This is a genomic window from Bacillus sonorensis NBRC 101234 = KCTC 13918, from assembly GCF_001592005.1.
Lineage (GTDB): Bacteria > Bacillota > Bacilli > Bacillales > Bacillaceae > Bacillus > Bacillus sonorensis.
In genome coordinates this window covers 120,219-139,427 of sequence record NZ_BCVZ01000006.1, presented here as the reverse complement: position 1 = coordinate 139,427, position 19,209 = coordinate 120,219, and the positions used below count along the sequence as shown (strand labels likewise).

Here is a 19,209-nt window from a genome sequence, read left to right as displayed (position 1 = left end):
GTTTGTTCATCAAGGTAAACAGGGTACAATAAATACGTACAGCAATACATAGAAAACATACGGGAGGAGAATGAAGTTGGACAGAATTCGCACGGGGTTATTGGGCTACGGGCTGTCAGGTTCAGTTTTTCATGCCCCTTTATTATCGGTCTTAGAAGAATTCGACATCAAAAAAGTGATGACTTCGAGAAAAGAGCAGGTAAATAGTGAAATTCCGGAAGCGGAAGCGGTCAGCTCAATTGAAGACATCACAGGCGACCCGAACATTGATCTGGTGATTGTCACGATGCCGAGCGGCCTTCATTTTGAAGCGGCTAAAGAATGCCTTCTCGCCGGAAAGCACGTCGTCTTGGAAAAACCGATGACAGCGACGGCTGAAGAAGCGGAAGAGCTGATTCATTTGGCCACAGAAAAAGGCGTACTTCTCAGTGTATATCACAACAGGCGATGGGATAACGACTTTTTGACGATCAAACAGCTGATCAGCGAAGGCCGGCTCGGAGACATCAATACATTCCACGCCTCCTATGACCGCTATCGGCCAAATGTCAGACAGCGCTGGAGAGAGCAAAAAGGACCGGGGTCCGGAGCGCTATATGATTTGGGGTCACACCTGATTGATCAGGTTCTCCATCTATTCGGCATGCCTGAAGCCGTTACCGCTCAAGTGGCAGCTCAAAGGGACGGTGCAGAAACAGATGATTATTTCCACATCGTACTCCACTACGGCAAACTGCAGGCGATTCTCCATTCGGGTTCGATCGTCCCGGCAAACGGACCGCGCTACCAGGTTCACGGCCAAAAAGGAAGCTTTATCAAATACGGCATTGACAGCCAGGAAGATGCGCTCAGAGCGGGGCAAAAACCAAGCGGCGAATCGTGGGGAGCCGATCTTCCGGAGCACTACGGGGAGTTGACCGTTGTCGAAGGGGAAGAGGTCAAAACAGAAACCGTGAAAACGCTGCCAGGTTCTTATGTAACGTATTACCAAGAGCTCGCTGCAAGTATCCTCAAAGGCGGCAAACTGCCCGTCACAGCCGAGGAAGGCCTTGCCGTCATCCGGATTATCGAAGCGGCCAGGGAAAGCAGCGAATTGAAAAAGACCGTTTTGCTCAATAAATAATCAAAGCCGCGGGCGCCTTCCCGCGGCTCTTTTAAAATGTCCGGCCCAATTCTTTCGCGCGGGCGATCGCATTCTTTTTGATTTCTTCTGCTTTATCAGGCTCTGCATTATGGCCTTCAATAAACAGGCCTTCAAACGACGGAACACCGAAAAACTGCATCATGATGCTGATATAGCGCTGGCCCATTTCCAGCTCGGCAGCGGGCCCTTCCGAATAATAGCCGCCCCGCGCCTGAATATGAAGCGCTTTTTTATCGGTCAACAGGCCGATTGGGCCCTGTTCCGTGTATTTAAAGGTCTTGCCCGCAACAGCGACCGAATCAAAATAAGCTTTCATCACAGGAGGAAAAGAGAAATTCCACAGAGGTGTGACAAATACATATTGATCAGCTTCCACGAATTGCTCGCTCAGCTCATTCAGGCGGCCGACTTTGGCTTTTTCGCTTTCTGAAAGCTCTTCAAAGCCCTTTCCCGATTGAAGCTTCCCCCATCCGCTGAATACATCCGCATCGATCTGCGGAATGTTTTCGCGATAAAGGTCAAGGTGGATCACTTCATCATCAGGATGAGCTTCTTTGTACGATTCGATAAACGCTTTCCCCGCCGCCATACTGTATGATGTTTTTTCATCATGGGGATGCGCCGTAATATAAAGAGTTTTCGTCATGTCTGAAACCTGCCTTTTCTTTTATTGTTTGTTAGTATAAGAAAACAGCCGGCAAATATTCAGAAAAAAAAGGGATAAAAGAACGCTTCTTTTATCCCTTTGCAACCTGTTCTTCTTCATTCAGTTTTTCAAGCCTCTCGCGCACTTCCTCTTCTGTCAGGCCATGCTCTTTGACATACAGATTCCGAGGATGAACCCGGCATTCGTGCGTACAGCCCCGCAAATAGCGGTGCTCATTTTCTTCAGAACACAGAATCTGCTTGTTGCATTCCGGATTGGCGCAGTTGACATAGCGCTCGCAAGGCTCGCCTGTAAAGTAATCTTTTCCGACGATGACATGCTCTTTTTGGTTCACGGGAACGCTGATTCTTTCATCAAAGACATAGCATTGGCCGTCCCACAGCTCGCCCTGGACCTCAGGATCTTTCCCGTAGGTGACGATGCCGCCGTGAAGCTGGGACACATCTTCAAACCCTTCTTTTTTCAGCCAGCCTGAAAACTTCTCACAGCGAATTCCGCCGGTACAGTAGGTCAAAATTTTCTTTCCTTCCAGCTTCTCTTTGTTGTTTTGGATCCATTCCGGCAATTCGCGGAACGCTTTAATGTCAGGTCTGATCGCTCCCCGAAAATGCCCCAGATCATACTCATAATCATTCCGGGCATCGACGACGATTGTATCTTCCTGCTGCATGGCTTCATAAAATTCCTTCGGCTCAAGATATCTTCCCGTCAGTTCATTCGGGTCGATATCGTCTTCGAGACGGAGCGTTACCAATTCATCGCGGTGACGGACATGCATTTTTTTGAACGCGTGCCCTTCGGCTTCATCAATTTTGAACACCATATCTTCAAAACGGGGATCATTTTTCATTTCGTTCATATAGCGCTCTGTCTGTTCGACCGTTCCTGATACAGTTCCGTTTATCCCTTCACTTGCCACCAGGATGCGGCCTTTGAGCCCCAGCTCTTTGCAGAATTTGAGATGATCTGCGGCAAATTGCTCGGAATTGTCAATATGAACATATTTATAGTACAACAATACTCGGTATTGATTTTTCATGTTATCTTAACCACCTATCTGATGCATATTTTTATAAGATAAAAATGGAATCCTCATCCATTTAGATTTGAAAACCTTCAGTCATATTAAAACAAATCATCACCATGAATTCAATGAAATCAGTGTGGACATTCCATTAATCAAATGCTAAAAATTTTATCACTTCTTGCAGTTTTACGCAAGCGAAACAGCTCAGGTTAAAGGGCCCTCAGCAATTCTGTTATAAACTCCCAAAAACCAGGCACCTCTTGACATAAAAGCATCTCCGCTTTTTCGCAAATCTTCATCTTCAGCTCCTGTTCAAGGTCTTCCCTCTCTTGATAGGATGTGTTGTTTAATTTGCTTTTGATCATCGGCGTGAAGTTTTCCAGCAATTTTTCAATGTCTTTTTCATCGTGCAGACTCACTGTTATCATTCCCCTCTGCTTGAGAATTCAGCAGCACTCTTATTTTTTCGATGGCCCTTTTATGAATTCTTGAAATATTTTGCCTCGACTCTCCTAAAGAGTCAGCAATTTCCTGCATGGATACCCCGTGAAGATAAATTTGCGCCAGCACTTTTTTCTGCTTGTCCGTCAATTGCAAAAACGCCTCATAGAGCATTTGGTCCTGCAAATGTTCGCTTAAATCCTCTTCTCGATCCAAAACATCATCTAACAGGTCCCCGCGGGGCGGCTCAGACAGGTTTGGACTGTCGTCGATCATCAGTGGAAAGCGCTCTCGGTTTTTCCGGACTCTTTTATCAAAGTCGACGGAGAATATCCGGATCATCGAGTTGATGTATTTGATCATGCGGATGTTTTTGTAAAACCGCTTAAATTCACGATCGAGACACTCTGCCTCTTCAGAATCCGGATGTTCCAATACGTGATTGAAAAGCCGCTCATACCGGGGATTACTCAAAAAATTCTTCACAAGCGGATGCTTTGTGACCTCCTTGATTTTCGAACGCAGTAACGTTTGATCAATCATATAAACCGCCTCCTATTTATTTAGATGAAAGAAATGAAAAAAAAGTAAACTCATCTCTTCTATTAACATGCAAACATAAGTTCCCATTCAGAGAAAATAGTTCTTTGCTTACATTTTTCAAACTTTCGTCACTTCATAACATAGGAGGTGGTAAAAATGGACAGTGCATTTATTGAGGAAGCAGCAAAACAAATCGGCAATGTCGGCTTTCCCGCTGTATTGGCGATTTACCTGCTTATACGTTTTGAAAAGAAAATCGATGAACTGATCGAATTGATCAAAGAAAAAAATGATTCCGGTGATTGACTTCGGCCCCGTTTTTTTCACTTAACATGACAGAAGGGGAAAACGAAAGGCCTTTCAGCACTCCTTTACATTTTTAGAAAGAGGGGATATCACATGGAAAAAAACAAACAAATTCCGCAGCCGATCAGAGGAGAAAAAGGAGCGGAAACGAAAATTCCGCATAACATTGAGCGCGACCGGCAAAATCCGGACATGCTCGTGCCGCCTGAAACAGATCACGGAACGGTTTCAAACATGAAATTTTCATTTTCCGATGTCCACAACCGTCTCGAAAACGGCGGATACGCACGGGAAGTCACGGTTCGCGAGCTGCCGGTCTCCGACAATATCGCGTCTGTCAACATGAGGCTGAAACCGGGAGCCATCAGAGAACTGCACTGGCATAAGGAAGCAGAATGGGCTTATGTGATTTATGGATCAGCAAGGATTACGGCTGTCGACCAGGACGGCAGAAACTTTATTGAAGATGTGAAGGCGGGCGATTTATGGTATTTTCCGTCTGGGATTCCCCATTCGCTTCAAGGCCTTGAAGACGGCTGCGAATTCCTGCTCGTCTTCGATGACGGCTCCTTCTCTGAAAACAGCACCTTCCAGGTGACGGATTGGCTGGCCCATACGCCTGATGATGTCATTGCCGCAAACTTCGGCATTTCAAAAGAAGTCGTCGCTTCTCTTCCAGCTGAAGAAAAATATATTTTCCAAAAAGCGATCCCTGGATTGCTTGAGAAGGACAAAGTCGAAAGCCCGAACGGAACGGTTCCTCAATCCTTCAGCTACAATTTGCTTGAACAGGAACCGATCGTGGCAAGCGGCGGCAAAGTATGGATTGCAGATTCCACTAATTTCAAAGCATCGAAAACGATCGCATCTGCGCTTGTGGAAGTCGAACCTGGAGGCATCCGGGAGCTGCACTGGCATCCGAATACAGACGAGTGGCAATATTACATTTCCGGAGAAGCGAAAATGACGGTTTTCGCGGCTGACGGACATGCCAGAACATTTAATTACCGGGCCGGAGATGTCGGCTATGTGCCGTTTGCGATGGGACACTACGTCCAAAATACTGGAGACGAACCGCTTCGCTTCCTCGAAATTTTCAAAGACGACCACTATGCTGACATTTCTTTAAACCAGTGGCTCGCGCTCGTTCCGGAAGAACTTGTCCGCCAGCACCTTGACGTTGGCAGCGAGTTTACAAACATGCTCTGCAAAGAAAAGCATCCGGTCGTTAAATTTGATAAAAAATAACCAGCCAGGCTTGCAGGAGACATATCCTGCAGGCCTTCGGCTGTGTATACATATTTTAAAGGAGTTGTGTCATGAAACATTTCGCTATTTGCTGCTTATCGGTTGTATTCGTTTTTTCCGCCCACTTTCTCGGCATTTCGATCCTTTTTCATCTGCCGGGCGCATTTTACCAAACGGTCGGGTCCCTGCTTCTGTTCACGCTTTTTTATATTGGACTGACCTTTGTCATGGAACCGGCTGAAAAGCTGCTCATCCACAGCATTAAGCTGTTGCGCATCAATCGGCGGATCACGGTTTTCGCCGCCGAAATCATCACAATCGGATGTTTATGGGCCGCCATTTTCACAGCGGACGAATTGCTGGACGACATTCTGCTGACGACTTCGGCGGAAATGATGATCGCCGTTTCGTTTTTTACAATCGATAAAATCCTTTATCCGCGCCAAAGGTCCGGTTCGCTCTTACAATTCTAAATCGGATGATAAAGTTTTCTTCATTGCAGGACTCAACGTTCTCACAAACTTTATCATTTGCATGAATGTTATAAACTGGATATGCAGCGATTAAAAGGAGGTTTTCGTCCATGAACACAATAAGTTTCAGGCAGGACATGTCGATCAAAGAAATCGGCGGACAGGTGCAAAGCTATGTGAACGTTTATTGGAAAAAGACGCTCGACAACCATCGGGAGGAATTTTTAAAAGCGTTTCCCGAATTAGAGGACGCGACTTACGGGCTTTACTTGGATAAACTGCTCCCTCCTGTATTTGAGAGCCTCGAACAATCCGGCTATATAACGATTCAAGATGTGAAAAAAGGCGATTTTTTCATCGGACAAGGCTTGAACTTTAGACAGTCCATGGAAAAATGGGGAGCTGACAACTGCCGCTCACGAGTGTTTTGGGTTGTCATCGCCGATCAGCAAAAACACCCGGTCGGCACGATGCTTTTTGACTTCTATCACTCCCATGCCGGGTTTGATGTGCCTCATGCCCCTCAGATTTACACTTTGGAAGACACAGAAAGGGGCCTGATTGTCGCTGCCGTTAAACAGATAAAGGAGAACTAGCTTGCTACGATCTGCTTTTAAACATTTATATGCTGCAGCCGCTGGGTCATCCAGCGGTTTTTTCACTTACATGAAACCCAAGGAAGCTTTTGAAACTCATCAAACAGCCGATTCGTTATATATAAGACCAGCATCATGAGAATGTTCGAAATATTGTTAACTCTACTGTCTTTTTATCATACTGTTTCAGCAAAAAATGCCGGGAAAGCTCTTTTTAATCAAGTCAGCAGTCCCCGGGTCGCCGTCAGCTTATTTTCGATGGCGTACTTGGCAGCAATGACAGTTTGCTCAGAAAGACAAAACCAATCCGGAATCCATTTCTATGAATAAATGAGATTTTATGCTAAGATTAAAGGAAAACATGTTTGAGGTGCAGTAAACGTATGATCCAGCACAGCGTCTTTCTTCAGGGAAAATTTACATTACAAGATATGAGATCTTTCTTTTTTTATTGGCTTCAGAAATACGCACTCCTTTATTTTATTTTTATTTTTCTATTGTTTGTCTGGGTGTTTTCCGTCGATGAGAGGCTGCCGATTACCGTTTATCATAGTGAAACACTCGAATTGCTGTTGAATGGCCTTCTCATTATTGTACTTTCAATGATTTTAACGCTACTTTTGATTGGTTTTTTTTATATCCGGATGCAAATTGGATTTCGAAAAAATGAACGGTTAAAACGCAAACGAACATATACCATCAATCCACAGGGGATTCAGATTCAATCTAAGAATTCCGATACGTTGTTTCAATGGCATGAAGTGACGGCAGTAACAGAATATAAACGCCTATTCCTCATGAAAACGTCCAGCAGCCAGTTGATCTTGATACCGAAACGTTATTTCACATTTGAAAATGAGCTTCATTCGTTCAGACAGCTTGTGACTGAATATGGACAGGCCAAAAAAGTAAAATGGCAATCTTAAAAAGAGGGGTCTCCCCCTCTTTTTTATATGGCATATTTTCAGCCTGCAATTGTTTTGCTTCTTAATATATGTAATAAGTCCCATCACTTATAAGGTGCCAAAAAATGGTCCATCACACCTGATGGGGCCGAATTCTGACATGATTTTATCTCATAGAAAGAAACAACCTGTAAAGGAATCTTAGGTATAGACTTGATTGTCATTGGTTTCATTTTTGGAATGAATCATTAGCAAAACCAATCTGCTGGTGATCTTGGAGTTGTGAAGATTCATCTGGACTTCAGTATTATTGCTGCCAATAATACTGTTTTGGCTGACCTGCAAAAAAAGCAGCCAATTTGTACTAATGGGTTTATTTAAGCGGTTCACTGTTCCTGAACAAAAACACAAAATCCCCAAAAAACAAAAAAAACCACCATCATATGTATGGTGGAGACGGTGGGAGTCGAACCCACGTCCAGAAACGTCGATACTTCAGCGTCTACGAGCGTAGCCCTGCATATTTGGATTCGCTCATCGTCGTGCCTGCGGGCGGGCCTTCAGAGAGCCAGTCTGATGAGTCTCTTCCTGCGCTCTCAGACGGAAGCGCAAGCGTAGCCTACTTGGTTATGGGCTCTTAACCGGCACATAGGCGATGCGGGCAAGAGCTCGCTGCGCTAATTAGGCAGCTAGTGCTAAGTTCTGGTTATTAGATTTGCCAGTTATATTTAGGTGCGTTTTTACGAGATCGCCTCTCGGCTCGCAGCTCAAGCTCGATCCGTCCCTGTCGAATCCGTAACGTCCCCTTGGATGAAAAGGAAGCCGGATAACTGGCTGCATCACTATTATAACAAGATCACGCGTCAATTCCAAATGGTAATGTCTGTGATCACGTTCATATAGGATAACATGAGTTCTGGCTTTAGATCAAGCCTTTTTGCCTGTCGCGGAATGCTCTTTCAATTTCGCGCTTCGCGTCTTTCCGCTTCAAATCTTCGCGCTTGTCATATCTCTTTTTCCCTTTTCCAAGGCCGAGAAGCACTTTGGCAAAGCCGTTTTTCAAATACAGCTTGAGCGGTACAAGCGAATATCCCTGCTCTTTCGTCAAGCCGATCAGCTTGTTGATCTGCTTGCGGTGCATCAAAAGCTTTCTTGTCCGCAGCGGATCGTGGTTATACCGGTTTCCCTGCTCGTACGGACTGATGTGCATATTGTGCAGGAATACTTCTCCCCTCTCGATTTTGGCGAATGAGTCCTTTAAGTTCACCCGTCCGGCGCGGATGGATTTAATCTCGGTTCCTTGCAGAACAATTCCTGTTTCATATGTTTCTTCTATAAAATAGTCGTGGTTTGCTTTTTTGTTTTGGGAAACGACCTTCCCTTCTCCCTTTGGCATACGGCAACCTCCTCCCGCTTGCTCTTGCTTTCCAAAAGGCAGCGAATACGTTTTATTCTATCAAATCAGCGCCTGTCTTACAATTCGCCGCCTTTTAGTTGAAGCATGCCGCTTATTTCTTCTTTTTCTTTCTTTTTTGCTTTGGTGCGTTTTGAAAACCGCGTTTTTTCTTCACTTTTTTCTTTTTCGGACGTGTGAACCAATCGCCTTTTTCTTCAGATGACGCTTTCTTCTTCTTGTTATTGGCATTCGGTTTTTCCCTGCGGCGCGAACCTTTCATGCCGACAATTTCAAAATCGATGTTTCGTTCATCTTTATTGACGTCAACGACGCGGACCGTGATTTCGTCGCCGATCCTGTAGATATTGCCCGTTCTTTCGCCGATCATGGCATAATGCTGTTCATCAAAGCGGTAAAAATCATCGGTCATGAAGCTGACATGCACGAGCCCTTCAATCGTATTCGGCAGTTCAACGAACATCCCGAAGTTCGTCACCGAGCTGATGACGCCGTCAAATTCTTCACCGATCTTATCCATCATATATTCCGCTTTTTTCAGGTCATCCGTTTCCCGTTCGGCGTCTACGGCATTGCGCTCCATATTGGAAGTGTGCTCCGCGAATTCCGGCAACAGCCCGGCCCATTTCCCTTTCGTCACTTCATCCGTTTTTCCCTGAATCAAATACGTCCTGATCAGCCTGTGGACGATTAAATCCGGATAGCGGCGGATCGGCGATGTGAAATGCGTGTAAAATTCAGTCGACAAACCGAAATGGCCCAAACTTTGCGGGTCGTATTTCGCCTGTTTCATCGATCTGAGCATCACCGTTGAAATCACGGCTTCTTCAGGGGTGTCCCTGACATCATCCAACACTTTTTGCAGCGCCTTCGGGTGGATGCTTCCGGCCGCTCCTTTGACGACATAGCCGAATGTCGTGACAAACTCCAAAAATTTCTGCAGTTTTTCCTGGTCCGGGTCTTCGTGGATCCGGTAAATAAACGGAACATCCATCCAATGGAAATGCTCGGCAACCGTTTCGTTGGCGACAAGCATGAATTCTTCAATCAGCTTTTCCGCTGTCGAACGCTCCCTCAGCACGATGTCTTTGGCCGCTCCTTCTTCATCGACAAGCACTTTCGCTTCCTTAAAATCAAAATCGACCGCTCCGCGCTCCATCCGCTTTTCCCGCAAGATGGCCGCAAGCTCTTCCATATCTTGAAACATCGGCACTAGCGCTTCATACTTCTCTTTCAACTCTTCATCATCATCGACGAGGATTTTGTTGACATCCGAATATGTCATCCGCTCAGTCGTTTTGATGACGCTTTGAAAAATCTCATGCTCGACAACCTGTCCCTGTCTATTGATGGTCATTTCACAGGACATGGTCAGCCGGTCGACCTTCGGGTTCAAAGAACAGATTCCGTTGGACAGCCTGTGGGGAATCATCGGAATCACCCGGTCCACCAAATAAACGCTCGTTCCCCGTTCATACGCCTCTTTATCGATCGGTGAGCCTTCTGTTACATAGTGGCTGACGTCGGCAATGTGGACGCCGAGTTTATAGTGGCCGTTTTTCAGCTTTGTGACGGTGACGGCATCATCCAAATCTTTCGCATCCGCGCCATCGATCGTCACAATCGTTTGATCGCGCAAATCCCGTCTGCCGCTGAGATCCTGCTCATCGATGGTTTCCGGAGTGGCGTTGGCCTGCTCCATCGCTTCGGCGGGAAATTCTCCCGGCAGTCCGTGCTTGTGAATGATCGAAAGGATGTCGATGCCCGGGTCGTTTTTGTGGCCGAGAATCTCGATGACCTCTCCTTCCGCACTCATCCGTCCTTCAGGATAGCTTGTCAGGCGGACGACGACTTTATGGCCCTCGACAGCCCCGTTTTTGGCGTGTTTCGGGATAAAGATGTCATTCGTGATTTTCTTGTCGTCCGGAATGACAAAGCCGAAGCTTTTCGTCTCAGTATACGTTCCGACGATTTTCTCGACATTCCGTTCGATGATCCTGATGACCGTTCCTTCTTTTTTTGTGCCGCCGGTCTGCGTGCTCAGACGGACGAGCACCGTGTCCCCGTTCATTGCCGTATTCAGCTCGGACGGCGGAATGAAGATATCATCAAGAGAGGAATCTTCAGGAAGAAGAAACGCAAAGCCTTTTGCGTGCGCCGAAATCTTCCCTTTGATTAAATTCATTTTTTCCGGCAATCCGTACCGGTTGCTTCTCGTTCTGACGACGAGCCCTTTTTCCTCAAGACTCACCAAAGCCTTGACAAGCTCTTTATATTCATCTGCATCTGTGATCTCAAGCATCTCCTCCAGTTCCTGAACTGTCAGAGGTTTATACGCTTCTTCCTTCATAAAGGCAAGAAGCTTATCCATAAATTCTTCTTTTTCCACTAATCAGACCTCCTTATGTCTGCCAATCCAGCGTTTCTAAAAACCGGTGCACATCCTCATGCAACGTCTCCCGCTCTTTATCCAACGTAATGGCATGTCCTGATTCTTCATACCATTTAATGTGCTTATCATCTGTTTCGACTTCATTGTAGATGATGTTCGCGCTGTCTGTATTAATCATATGATCATGGCGGGCCTGCACCACAAACGTCGGCGAGTAAATCATGTCCACATGCTCTCTGACGTCTGCGATCAGCTCTTGCAAAGCTTTTAACGTGTTCATCGGCGTTTTTTTGAAATCTTCCATCTCCGCGTCAATCTGTTCCGAGGATTTCCCTTCAAACTTTTTATAATTCCGGGCGTAATCAAGCACACCTTGATACATCGTCTCTTCGCTTTTGATGTACATCGGGGCGCACATTGGAACAATTCCCTTCACGGGTACAGTGTAACCCAATTTCAGGGAAAAAACTCCCCCGAGCGACAGTCCGCAAGCCGCAATTTGTTCATAGCCTTCTGATTTTAAATAGTCATAGCCGTCCATGACGTCTTTCCACCAGTCTTCCGGCCCTGTGTGAAGAAGCTCTTCCGGCGGCACGCCGTGTCCTTTATATTGAGGCGCATGACATGTATAGCCCCTTTCATTCAAATACCTTCCGAGCATCCGCACATCCGCCGTGTTCCCGGTAAATCCGTGCAAAAGAAGGACGGCTTTATTTCCGCCTTTAAATGTGAAAGGTTGTGGTTTGACGATTTTCATGATTAGCAGTCTCCTTTTCAATTCTATTCTTCCACGTTTGATCATGAAACAAACTTTCATACCGGCATAGCAAAATCCGGTGAATATGAAAAAGGCCTGACTTCTATATCAGACCTCATGCTTCATTGCCTTATACAAAGTAAGCAAGTGCAATCGTTAGGAAAAAGAAAAGCACGGTCAATACTACCGTGATGCGGTGAAGAATTAAATCAAGCCCTCTCGCTTTCTGCTTTCCAAAAAGCTGCTCGGCTCCCCCGGAAATTGCACCTGATAATCCGGCGCTTTTACCGGATTGCAGTAAAACGACAACGATGAGTGCGATACTGACAATCACTAATAATACAGTTAAAAATGTGGCCATTCCCTACACCTCCAGACAAACTGGCTGACAATAGTTTTATTTTACATGAAAAGCAAGCGCATGTCACGAGCTGTTCTGCTGTTCTTTTTTATTTTTTCCAGCGCAGAATGCCGTATACAAAAAAGAAGCGGGAGAACACCGCTTCACTGTATGTAAACATTATTTCCTGTTGGACAAGGCCTCCAGCAAATCTTCCAAAAGCATTTCGGCGCCGCGCGGGCTGAGGATGATTTTGCCGCCTGCGTACGTTTTGTTCTGTGTCGTGATTTCACCGGTCATCAGACAGGCCATGTTTGCTGCATATTTGGCAAGAATGATATTGTCGCCGTCGCTGTAAATTTCAAGCGGATCTTTTTCCTTGATATTCAGCACCCTTCTCAGTTCCACCGGCAGGACCACCCGGCCAAGCTCATCGATTCTTCTTACAATTCCGGTATTCTTCATTGTCTGAAAAGCCTCCTTTTTCCTCCTTCTTATTGACTTTTGTCAACATCTTTGTAGTAAAAGAGATCCTCGAACTTTTTATTGAAGTACTGAATCATCTTGCCGATGACAAGCTGCCCCGGCCTCCTTTCTCCATTTAAAACTCTGCTCAGTGTTGCCGGGGATACGCCGATTTCGATGGCAAGCTGATTTAAAGAGAGATTATGCTCAATCATATATTGAAGGACGAAATCTCTTCTGATATGAATCTTTTTTACCATTTTATCTCCCCCTAACCCACTCTTATATTTCTTTTTATCTATATCAACCATAAACGCTTTGTTAACTTTTGTCAATACTTTTATCATCCAGATGTTTCCTATAGTCAATATTCATACTAAAATATTTGATAATAAGAGATTGTGAGGTTTTTGCCATGACACACTTTGGAGATCATTTAAGGCAATTAAGGGAGCGGAAAAAACTGACGGTCAACCAGCTTGCGATGTATTCCGGCGTCAGCTCTGCCGGCATTTCGAGAATCGAAAACGGGAAGCGCGGGGTTCCCAAACCGGCGACGATCCGGAAGCTTGCGAACGCCCTGAAAATTCCCTATGAGGAATTGATGGCATCAGCGGGCTATATCAGCGCCACCACGGTGCAGGAATCGAGAAGCGGCTATGATTCCATCTATGATATCGTTTCCCGGCATGGCTTGGAAGATCTGTCCCTGTTCGACAGCGAAAAATGGAAGCTCCTTTCAAAGAAGGACATAGAGAACCTTGATAAATATTTTAACTTTCTCGTCAAGGAAGCAAGCGGCCGGAACGGCATATCCTGATCCTCCGCTGATATTTTTCGCCCTCCGGCATTTCCTTCTGTTATTTTATCCCTGCCGTTAACTTTTGTCAATATTTTTCCCTCTGAACTGTTTCCTTTAGTCAATAATTGCATTAAAATGTTACATATCATGAGATTCCCGAGGTGATGGCGGTGACAACGTTTGGAGAGCAGCTGAAAAAGCTGCGGGAACAAAGAAAATTATCGGTCAATCAGCTTGCGATGTATGCCGGAGTCAGCGCTGCGGCGATCTCCCGGATTGAAAACGGGCACCCTGGAGTCCCGAAGCCGGCGACGATCAAAAAATTGGCGGATGCCCTGAAAATTCCGTATGAACAGTTAATGGACATTGCCGGCTACATGACCGCGGGCGAAATCCGCGAACAGCCGCCTGAATACCGAACCATTTATGATGTAGCGGCAGAGCGGGATATAAAGGATTTGTGGCTGTTTGAGACTGAAAAGTGGGACTTGCTTTCCCGCGAGGATATTCTGAATTTGGAACAGTATTTTCATTTTTTGGTCAATGAAGCACAAAAGCGGAAACCTTAAAAAGCCGAATTTCTTTTTTGAAGAAATTCGGCTTTTTTTCAGCTTATACAGCATTCGCATCGGGCGTACGCCCTTTGCTGTTTTTAACCGGGCTCAAGACGCGCTCCAGCCAGCCCATCAAAAGGTCGGCGATGACGGCCATCAGCGCTGTCGGGATTGCGCCGGCGAGGATGATCGCTGTTCCGTTTGTGGCGTTTGACCCTCTGACGATAATGTCGCCGAGGCCGCCGGCGCCGACAAACGTACCGATGGCGGTGATGCCGATCGCGATCACCAAGGCGGTTCTCAGACCTGCCATGATGACGGACAATGCAAGGGGAAGCTCCACCATCCTCAGCACTTGAAGCTTCGTCATCCCCATCGCCTTCCCTGATTCCAGGTAGGCTTGCTCAATGCTGACGATTCCCGTATACGTATTTCTGATGATCGGCAGGAGCGAGTACAAAAACAGGGAAAGGATGACCGTGTTGGCGCCGAGTCCCATGACAAGCATGAGCACGGCCAGCATCGCGAGGGCCGGAATCGTTTGAATCACGTTCGTGACCGAAAAGACCCAGCCGCTTATTTTTCGGTATCTCGCGATCAAAATCCCGGCCGGAACGCCGGCGATTGCTGCGAATAAGACGCCGTAGGCAGACATTAAAAAGTGGCGGAAAAATTCCTGGAGAACGTAGCCTCCGTTTTGCGCGTAATACGTCCAAAGCTGTTGAAGAACGTCCATGTTCCTGCTCCCTCCTGTTCACTGAAAATAATTGTGTTTCTTCAAAAATTCCTCTGCGACAACAGATGGTTCTTTCAATTTTCCATCAACCTCGTAATTCAGCTCCTGCATCGTCCCGGTGTCAATCTTTCCGATCAATTTATTGATGACGCCTTCAAGTTCAGGATGCTCCTTCAGCACTTTCTCCGGTACGACAGGGGAACAGTCGTACGGAGGGAAGAATCGCTTGTCATCCTTTAATATTTTTAAGTTGTAGGCTTTGATCCGGCCGTCTGTCGAATAAGCGAGGACGATATCCATCTTGCCGTTTTTGACGGCATCATAGACGAGCCCGATCTGCATCGGAAAGGTTGAACCAAATTCCAAACCGTAAGTCTGTTTAAATCCCTGATATCCGTCGCCTTTTCTTTTCAGCCAGGCATTGTCAACGCCAAGCTTCAGCGTTTTCGCGTCTTTTTTCAAATCAGAAATGGTTTGGTAGTTCCCTTTTTCCGCCAGTTCCTGCTTGACCGTAAAAGCATACGTATTATCGAATCCATAGGAATCAAACCATTTATAATCAAACCTCTTTTTAAATTCTTTCTGGACGATGTTGAGCGCTTTTTGCGGGTCTTTTTCCGCTTCGAGGCCGAGTGTGCTCGTCAGGTCTGTTCCCGAATAGCGCGTGGCGGAAATGTTGATGTCCCCGCCAAGCATCGCCTGGTGCTGCACATAGTTTGAGCCGAGGTTTTTCACCAGTACGGTATTTAAGTCTGTATCATGTTCGATCAGCAGTGAGATCATATTGGCGAGAATTTCGGATTCCGTCAGGTTTTGCGCGCCGATTTTAATCGTTTGATCAGATGCCCCGCCAAGTCCGGGAAGCGCACAGCCGCTGCTGAAAAGCGCAAACACCAGCATAATGGCTCCAAGCAATCTTAATGTTGTCTTCTGCATATCAGCCAACTCCTTATGAAACTTCCTTCATCCCTTTCAATCCTTCAGGCGTGACTTTGCTTTCGGTTTTCAGGAGGATGTAATCGATCAGCACGGCCAAAATGGTGACCGGAACGGCTCCGGCGATAATATATTCAGGCTGGTACAGGTTGAGTCCGATAAAAATATAGTCGCCAAGACCGCCCCCGCCGATAAATGAAGCGAGTGTCGCCCAGCCGATCAAATAGACGGTCGACGTACGGATTCCCGCCATGATCACCGGAACCGACAGAGGCAGTTCGACAAGGCGGATTTGTTCCCATGCAGTCATACCGATTCCCTTTCCAGACTCCAGCAAATTCCGATTGACACCTTTTACACCGGTGTAGGTATTCCTTAGAATCGGTAGGACTGAATAGAAAAATAACGCAACAATCGCCGGAATCTTTCCCACTCCGAGAAGGGGAATAAAAAACGCTAAGATCGCCAAACTCGGCAAAGTCTGTACGATATTAACGACGCCGAGCACGACACCTGCCCCCTTTTTCATTCTCGTCAGCAGGACACCGAGCGGAACGGCCACAATGATGCCGAGCAGCACTGCTAAAAGGGAAATATATAAGTGCTCCCATGTTTTATAAAGCATCTCCCCGCCGTTTTTCTGCAAAAAATCAATCACCTGATCCATCATTCCACCTCCTCACTTAATTGATGACGGCATGTTCCTCTTCTTCGCCCCAAATGGAGTCATAGACGATATCAACGAGGCTCGCCCTTGTAACAATGCCGACAAGGCGCTTATTTTCATTGAGAACAGGTACGTATTTAAAGCCCCTTTTCAGAATCTTTCGGACGGTATCGCGGATCAGCGCGTCTTGCTGAACGGTATAGACGTCTGTATTGAGGACTTCGCCTACCGTGACGGCCTTTTTCCGGTTTTGGTCAATGATTTCGACATCGATATAGCCTTGTAAAACATGTTTTTCATCAACGACAAGCAGTGAGTCGACACGGTGGCGCCTCATCATCTGGATGGCTTCAGACAAGGTTTTTTCACTTGTGATGGTGACCGGATTCAGGTTCATGACCTGCTCGACGCGCTCAATATCGGGCCGTGACTGTAGAAGGCGGTCCTTTCCGATAAATTCCTCGACAAATTCATCCGCGGGATTGCGCAAAATCTCATCAGGCGTTCCGACCTGAACGATTTCACCCGCTCGCAGAATCACGATCCGGTCGGCGAGTTTAATCGCTTCATCCATATCATGAGTGACGAATACGATCGTTTTGTTTAATGATTTCTGCAATTTTTTAAACTCTTCCTGAAGCGAGTCACGGGTGATCGGGTCCAGAGCCCCGAACGGCTCATCCATTAAAATCAACGGCGGCTCGGCCGCAAGCGCCCTCAGCACCCCGATTCTCTGCTGCTGTCCGCCGCTTAATTCGTGCGGGTATCGGTTCAAATACTCCGGGCCCATATCGACGAGCTGAAGCAATTCTTCTGCCCGTTCTTTTCTTTTTTCTTCCGGCCATTTTAACAGCTTTGGCACAAGAGCGATATTTTGCTGGATCGTCATATGGGGAAACAGCCCGATTTGCTGAATGACATAGCCGATTTTTCGGCGAAGCTCTACGGGGTCCTGATCCAAGATGTTTTCTCCATTGATGTAAATGCTTCCTGAAGTCGGCTCAATCAGCCGGTTGATCATTTTCATCGTCGTCGTCTTCCCGCATCCGCTGGGCCCGATAAAGACGATAAATTCACCTTTTTCTATATCAAGGTTGATATTGCTGACGGCCTTTTTGCCGCCTTTATAAACCTTTGATACATTGTCTAACTTCAGCATCAGCACACCTCCGAATAATTTTTTGAAAAATCCAACATCTCATTTATTATAGGATAAACTTTGTAAAATAAAAAGTTTACAATATGTTCAAATGATTTGAATAAGACATAAAAAAATATGTTTACTCTTTATGAGATCGTTTATGCTTAAAATAACAACCGTTTCCTTTTATTTTCTCCCGTTTTATCGTTTTCAACAGATAACAAATTTATGGTATATTGTTGACAGTAAAATCGGCTGTCGGAAGGGATGATATACTTTGGAAGAAAAGGCTTTACAAACGATTAAACAAGCGGAAGAACACTTTATCGAAAAAATCGCTGAAAATATGAATACGTACGGTATATCATCAACTGTCGGCCGCGTGCTGGGTATTATCTACATGAACAGAAAACCGCTGACCTTAAATGAGCTGTCCGAAGAAACGGGTATGAGCAAAACAAGAATGAGCCAGGTCGTGCGTGAAATGCTCGACTTAAATATAGCGGAAAAAGTCTTTGAAAAAGGCGTCCGCAAAGACTTGTACGATGTCGAACAGGATTATTACCAGACGTTTATTTCATTGTTTACCGCCAATTGGAGCAAAGTCGTCAAAAAAAACCGGATGATCGGAAAAAAGATTAGAAATGAGCTTTTGGAGGCGCTGGAAGAGGACAACCTTTCGCCTGAAGCCGAAGAAAAGATCAACGACCTGCTGGAAGAAACAAAAAAATGGCTTGATTACTATCAATGGCTCGACAGCCTGATTGAGTTTCTTGAAAGCGATGACATATTCAAATATGTGCCAAAGCCTTAAAAAAAGCTGCAGACCGTGCAGCTTTTTCATTTGGCGGCGCCGCACAGCTTAATTCAACGCGCGGCTTTTTATCCCGCCAAAATCGGAAACATTCCCTTCAGCCCCGTTCCGATCATGCCGACCGCTACTACCGCCAAAATCAAACCCATCAACCGGGTGATGACGTTCATCTCCGTCTGGCCAAGCCTTTTGGTGATCAGTGTTGAATAATGGAAGGCCGCAAATGTCAATAACAGCACAGCGGCAATCCCGATGATCATTCCGCCAAACTGAACCAGGCCGCGGCTCCCCGCTGAAAGGCTCATCACAGTGGCGATCGTTCCCGGACCGGAAATAATCGGAATGCTGAGCGGCGTCACGGAAATATCCTCCTTTTCTTTGCTTTCCCGGTGTTCGTTATGATGGAGCGACTGAACGTGCGATTGCTTGGCATTCAGCAGATTGTAGGCGATTCCGAAAATAAAGATCCCGCCTGCGATCCTGAGCGCATGGATGTTAATAGCAAACAGCCTGAAGATGAATTCACCGAAGATGAGAAACGCAATTAAAATAAGAAATGACAAAATGGCAGCCTTTCTCGCCAAAGCGGTGCGCTCTTCCGCTTGATAGCCCTCAGTCAGGGCCAAAAAGAGCGGAACATTGCCGATTGGATTTGTGACGGCGAACAAAGAAACAAAAACATGAATGATAAAAGAAACCATAAGTTCTCTCCTTTCTGGATATAAAACATCAGCGGATATTCGATTTATTACCTCGGGAGACGCTTTATTAAACTTTCATAAAGTGATTACATTCAACTGTATTTTCATTTATAATGAGTTCTCAGATAGGACAAAATAAC

24 protein-coding genes and 1 other RNA gene are annotated in these 19,209 nt (G+C 46.0%); 9 read left to right on the top strand and 16 right to left on the bottom strand.

Annotation, left to right across the window (positions count from 1 at the left end; all coding sequences use genetic code 11):
* Positions 1–70 precede the first annotated feature (70 nt).
* Positions 71–1,123: an oxidoreductase gene (locus BTR1S_RS10115; protein ID WP_034326662.1), complete on the top strand. Its 1,053-nt coding sequence runs from the start codon at positions 71–73 to the stop codon at positions 1,121–1,123.
* Positions 1,124–1,154: 31 nt separating this feature from the next.
* Here BTR1S_RS10115 and BTR1S_RS10110 read toward each other — a convergent pair whose 3' ends face one another.
* The 4 genes from BTR1S_RS10110 to BTR1S_RS10095 all read right to left on the bottom strand — a co-directional run bounded on the left by BTR1S_RS10110 (position 1,155) and on the right by BTR1S_RS10095 (position 3,822).
* Positions 1,155–1,790 (bottom strand): FMN-dependent NADH-azoreductase, encoded by a 636-nt coding sequence (locus BTR1S_RS10110; protein WP_029419537.1) that lies wholly within the window; start codon positions 1,788–1,790, stop codon positions 1,155–1,157.
* Between the two features lie 91 nt (positions 1,791–1,881).
* Positions 1,882–2,850 (bottom strand): oxygen-dependent tRNA uridine(34) hydroxylase TrhO, encoded by a 969-nt coding sequence (trhO, locus tag BTR1S_RS10105; protein WP_006639109.1) that lies wholly within the window; start codon positions 2,848–2,850, stop codon positions 1,882–1,884.
* A 197-nt stretch (positions 2,851–3,047) separates the two neighbouring features.
* Entirely contained in the window at positions 3,048–3,266 is a 219-nt protein-coding gene (gene rsoA / locus BTR1S_RS10100; RefSeq protein WP_162148100.1) for a sigma-O factor regulator RsoA, read from the bottom strand.
* Positions 3,241–3,822, bottom strand: a complete 582-nt coding sequence (locus BTR1S_RS10095; RefSeq protein WP_029419538.1) for a sigma-70 family RNA polymerase sigma factor — start codon at positions 3,820–3,822, stop codon at positions 3,241–3,243. Before BTR1S_RS10095 ends, rsoA begins: the two co-directional genes overlap by 26 nt.
* 156 nt (positions 3,823–3,978) lie before the next feature.
* Between BTR1S_RS10095 and BTR1S_RS21850 the strand changes: the two genes are divergently transcribed.
* The 5 genes from BTR1S_RS21850 to BTR1S_RS10070 all read left to right on the top strand — a co-directional run bounded on the left by BTR1S_RS21850 (position 3,979) and on the right by BTR1S_RS10070 (position 7,371).
* On the top strand, positions 3,979–4,128 hold the full coding sequence (locus BTR1S_RS21850; protein WP_006639112.1) for a YvrJ family protein: 150 nt from the start codon (positions 3,979–3,981) through the stop codon (positions 4,126–4,128).
* Positions 4,129–4,221: 93 nt separating this feature from the next.
* Positions 4,222–5,376, top strand: coding sequence for an oxalate decarboxylase (oxdC, locus tag BTR1S_RS10090; RefSeq protein ID WP_029419539.1), 1,155 nt, complete (start codon positions 4,222–4,224; stop codon positions 5,374–5,376).
* A gap of 71 nt (positions 5,377–5,447) precedes the next feature.
* Complete coding sequence (locus tag BTR1S_RS10085) at positions 5,448–5,849, top strand: YrvL family regulatory protein (protein WP_006639114.1); 402 nt, start codon at positions 5,448–5,450, stop codon at positions 5,847–5,849.
* 110 nt (positions 5,850–5,959) lie between these two features.
* The gene (locus BTR1S_RS10080) at positions 5,960–6,445 is read left to right on the top strand and encodes a DUF6022 family protein (RefSeq protein WP_006639115.1); all 486 of its coding nucleotides are present in this window, start codon (positions 5,960–5,962) and stop codon (positions 6,443–6,445) included.
* Between the two features lie 383 nt (positions 6,446–6,828).
* Positions 6,829–7,371: a YcxB family protein gene (locus BTR1S_RS10070; protein WP_006639117.1), complete on the top strand. Its 543-nt coding sequence runs from the start codon at positions 6,829–6,831 to the stop codon at positions 7,369–7,371.
* 427 nt (positions 7,372–7,798) lie between these two features.
* Here BTR1S_RS10070 and ssrA read toward each other — a convergent pair.
* The 7 genes from ssrA to BTR1S_RS10035 all read right to left on the bottom strand — a co-directional run bounded on the left by ssrA (position 7,799) and on the right by BTR1S_RS10035 (position 12,978).
* Positions 7,799–8,156: a transfer-messenger RNA gene (ssrA, locus tag BTR1S_RS10065) on the bottom strand.
* 116 nt (positions 8,157–8,272) lie between these two features.
* A complete protein-coding gene (gene smpB, locus BTR1S_RS10060) occupies positions 8,273–8,746 on the bottom strand; it encodes an SsrA-binding protein (RefSeq protein ID WP_006639118.1) in 474 nt (157 codons plus the stop codon).
* Positions 8,747–8,858: 112 nt separating this feature from the next.
* Positions 8,859–11,153: a ribonuclease R gene (gene rnr, locus BTR1S_RS10055; RefSeq protein ID WP_029419540.1), complete on the bottom strand. Its 2,295-nt coding sequence runs from the start codon at positions 11,151–11,153 to the stop codon at positions 8,859–8,861.
* A gap of 13 nt (positions 11,154–11,166) precedes the next feature.
* A complete protein-coding gene (locus BTR1S_RS10050; protein WP_006639120.1) occupies positions 11,167–11,913 on the bottom strand; it encodes an alpha/beta hydrolase in 747 nt (248 codons plus the stop codon).
* A 130-nt stretch (positions 11,914–12,043) separates the two neighbouring features.
* Positions 12,044–12,274, bottom strand: a complete 231-nt coding sequence (secG, locus tag BTR1S_RS10045) for a preprotein translocase subunit SecG (RefSeq protein WP_006639121.1) — start codon at positions 12,272–12,274, stop codon at positions 12,044–12,046.
* Between the two features lie 159 nt (positions 12,275–12,433).
* Positions 12,434–12,718 carry an AbrB/MazE/SpoVT family DNA-binding domain-containing protein gene (locus BTR1S_RS10040; RefSeq protein ID WP_006639122.1) on the bottom strand — a complete coding sequence of 95 codons (285 nt, stop codon included), beginning with the start codon at positions 12,716–12,718 and terminating at the stop codon, positions 12,434–12,436.
* Between the two features lie 29 nt (positions 12,719–12,747).
* Positions 12,748–12,978, bottom strand: a complete 231-nt coding sequence (locus BTR1S_RS10035) for a helix-turn-helix domain-containing protein (protein WP_006639123.1) — start codon at positions 12,976–12,978, stop codon at positions 12,748–12,750.
* A gap of 155 nt (positions 12,979–13,133) precedes the next feature.
* Here BTR1S_RS10035 and BTR1S_RS10030 point away from each other — a divergent pair, with 155 nt between their 5' ends.
* A complete protein-coding gene (locus BTR1S_RS10030) occupies positions 13,134–13,538 on the top strand; it encodes a helix-turn-helix domain-containing protein (RefSeq protein WP_006639124.1) in 405 nt (134 codons plus the stop codon).
* Positions 13,539–13,690: 152 nt separating this feature from the next.
* Entirely contained in the window at positions 13,691–14,089 is a 399-nt protein-coding gene (locus tag BTR1S_RS10025; RefSeq protein ID WP_169802091.1) for a helix-turn-helix domain-containing protein, read from the top strand.
* Positions 14,090–14,132: 43 nt separating this feature from the next.
* Here BTR1S_RS10025 and BTR1S_RS10020 read toward each other — a convergent pair whose 3' ends face one another.
* From BTR1S_RS10020 to BTR1S_RS10005, 4 genes are read right to left on the bottom strand one after another with little or no spacing between them, the layout of a single operon-like run.
* Positions 14,133–14,810 carry an ABC transporter permease gene (locus BTR1S_RS10020; RefSeq protein ID WP_006639126.1) on the bottom strand — a complete coding sequence of 226 codons (678 nt, stop codon included), beginning with the start codon at positions 14,808–14,810 and terminating at the stop codon, positions 14,133–14,135.
* Positions 14,811–14,828: 18 nt separating this feature from the next.
* Complete coding sequence (gene opuCC, locus BTR1S_RS10015; protein WP_029419542.1) at positions 14,829–15,746, bottom strand: osmoprotectant ABC transporter substrate-binding lipoprotein OpuCC; 918 nt, start codon at positions 15,744–15,746, stop codon at positions 14,829–14,831.
* Between the two features lie 13 nt (positions 15,747–15,759).
* Positions 15,760–16,413: an ABC transporter permease gene (locus tag BTR1S_RS10010; protein WP_006639128.1), complete on the bottom strand. Its 654-nt coding sequence runs from the start codon at positions 16,411–16,413 to the stop codon at positions 15,760–15,762.
* Positions 16,414–16,429: 16 nt separating this feature from the next.
* Complete coding sequence (locus BTR1S_RS10005; RefSeq protein ID WP_006639129.1) at positions 16,430–17,572, bottom strand: betaine/proline/choline family ABC transporter ATP-binding protein; 1,143 nt, start codon at positions 17,570–17,572, stop codon at positions 16,430–16,432.
* Positions 17,573–17,831: 259 nt separating this feature from the next.
* Between BTR1S_RS10005 and BTR1S_RS10000 the strand changes: the two genes are divergently transcribed.
* Positions 17,832–18,368 carry a GbsR/MarR family transcriptional regulator gene (locus tag BTR1S_RS10000; protein ID WP_006639130.1) on the top strand — a complete coding sequence of 179 codons (537 nt, stop codon included), beginning with the start codon at positions 17,832–17,834 and terminating at the stop codon, positions 18,366–18,368.
* Between the two features lie 68 nt (positions 18,369–18,436).
* Here BTR1S_RS10000 and BTR1S_RS09995 read toward each other — a convergent pair whose 3' ends face one another.
* Positions 18,437–19,069 (bottom strand): NAAT family transporter, encoded by a 633-nt coding sequence (locus tag BTR1S_RS09995; protein WP_006639131.1) that lies wholly within the window; start codon positions 19,067–19,069, stop codon positions 18,437–18,439.
* Positions 19,070–19,209 lie beyond the last annotated feature (140 nt).

Bases quoted from the DNA above. Each gene is read 5' to 3' on its own strand.
- BTR1S_RS10115 (WP_034326662.1), top strand. From the start codon at position 71: ATGAAGTTGGACAGAATTCGCACGGGGTTATTGGGCTACGGGCTGTCA.
- rsoA (WP_162148100.1), bottom strand. From the start codon at position 3,266: ATGATAACAGTGAGTCTGCACGATGAAAAAGACATTGAAAAATTGCTG.
- opuCC (WP_029419542.1), bottom strand. From the start codon at position 15,746: ATGCAGAAGACAACATTAAGATTGCTTGGAGCCATTATGCTGGTGTTT.
- BTR1S_RS10095 (WP_029419538.1), bottom strand. From the start codon at position 3,822: ATGATTGATCAAACGTTACTGCGTTCGAAAATCAAGGAGGTCACAAAG.
- BTR1S_RS10050 (WP_006639120.1), bottom strand. From the start codon at position 11,913: ATGAAAATCGTCAAACCACAACCTTTCACATTTAAAGGCGGAAATAAA.
- BTR1S_RS10080 (WP_006639115.1), top strand. From the start codon at position 5,960: ATGAACACAATAAGTTTCAGGCAGGACATGTCGATCAAAGAAATCGGC.
- BTR1S_RS10010 (WP_006639128.1), bottom strand. From the start codon at position 16,413: ATGGATCAGGTGATTGATTTTTTGCAGAAAAACGGCGGGGAGATGCTT.
- smpB (WP_006639118.1), bottom strand. From the start codon at position 8,746: ATGCCAAAGGGAGAAGGGAAGGTCGTTTCCCAAAACAAAAAAGCAAAC.
- BTR1S_RS10035 (WP_006639123.1), bottom strand. From the start codon at position 12,978: ATGGTAAAAAAGATTCATATCAGAAGAGATTTCGTCCTTCAATATATG.
- BTR1S_RS10020 (WP_006639126.1), bottom strand. From the start codon at position 14,810: ATGGACGTTCTTCAACAGCTTTGGACGTATTACGCGCAAAACGGAGGC.
- BTR1S_RS10085 (WP_006639114.1), top strand. From the start codon at position 5,448: ATGAAACATTTCGCTATTTGCTGCTTATCGGTTGTATTCGTTTTTTCC.
- BTR1S_RS09995 (WP_006639131.1), bottom strand. From the start codon at position 19,069: ATGGTTTCTTTTATCATTCATGTTTTTGTTTCTTTGTTCGCCGTCACA.
- BTR1S_RS10030 (WP_006639124.1), top strand. From the start codon at position 13,134: ATGACACACTTTGGAGATCATTTAAGGCAATTAAGGGAGCGGAAAAAA.
- trhO (WP_006639109.1), bottom strand. From the start codon at position 2,850: ATGAAAAATCAATACCGAGTATTGTTGTACTATAAATATGTTCATATT.
- BTR1S_RS10110 (WP_029419537.1), bottom strand. From the start codon at position 1,790: ATGACGAAAACTCTTTATATTACGGCGCATCCCCATGATGAAAAAACA.
- BTR1S_RS10005 (WP_006639129.1), bottom strand. From the start codon at position 17,572: ATGCTGAAGTTAGACAATGTATCAAAGGTTTATAAAGGCGGCAAAAAG.
- BTR1S_RS10070 (WP_006639117.1), top strand. From the start codon at position 6,829: ATGATCCAGCACAGCGTCTTTCTTCAGGGAAAATTTACATTACAAGAT.
- BTR1S_RS10040 (WP_006639122.1), bottom strand. From the start codon at position 12,718: ATGAAGAATACCGGAATTGTAAGAAGAATCGATGAGCTTGGCCGGGTG.
- oxdC (WP_029419539.1), top strand. From the start codon at position 4,222: ATGGAAAAAAACAAACAAATTCCGCAGCCGATCAGAGGAGAAAAAGGA.
- secG (WP_006639121.1), bottom strand. From the start codon at position 12,274: ATGGCCACATTTTTAACTGTATTATTAGTGATTGTCAGTATCGCACTC.
- BTR1S_RS21850 (WP_006639112.1), top strand. From the start codon at position 3,979: ATGGACAGTGCATTTATTGAGGAAGCAGCAAAACAAATCGGCAATGTC.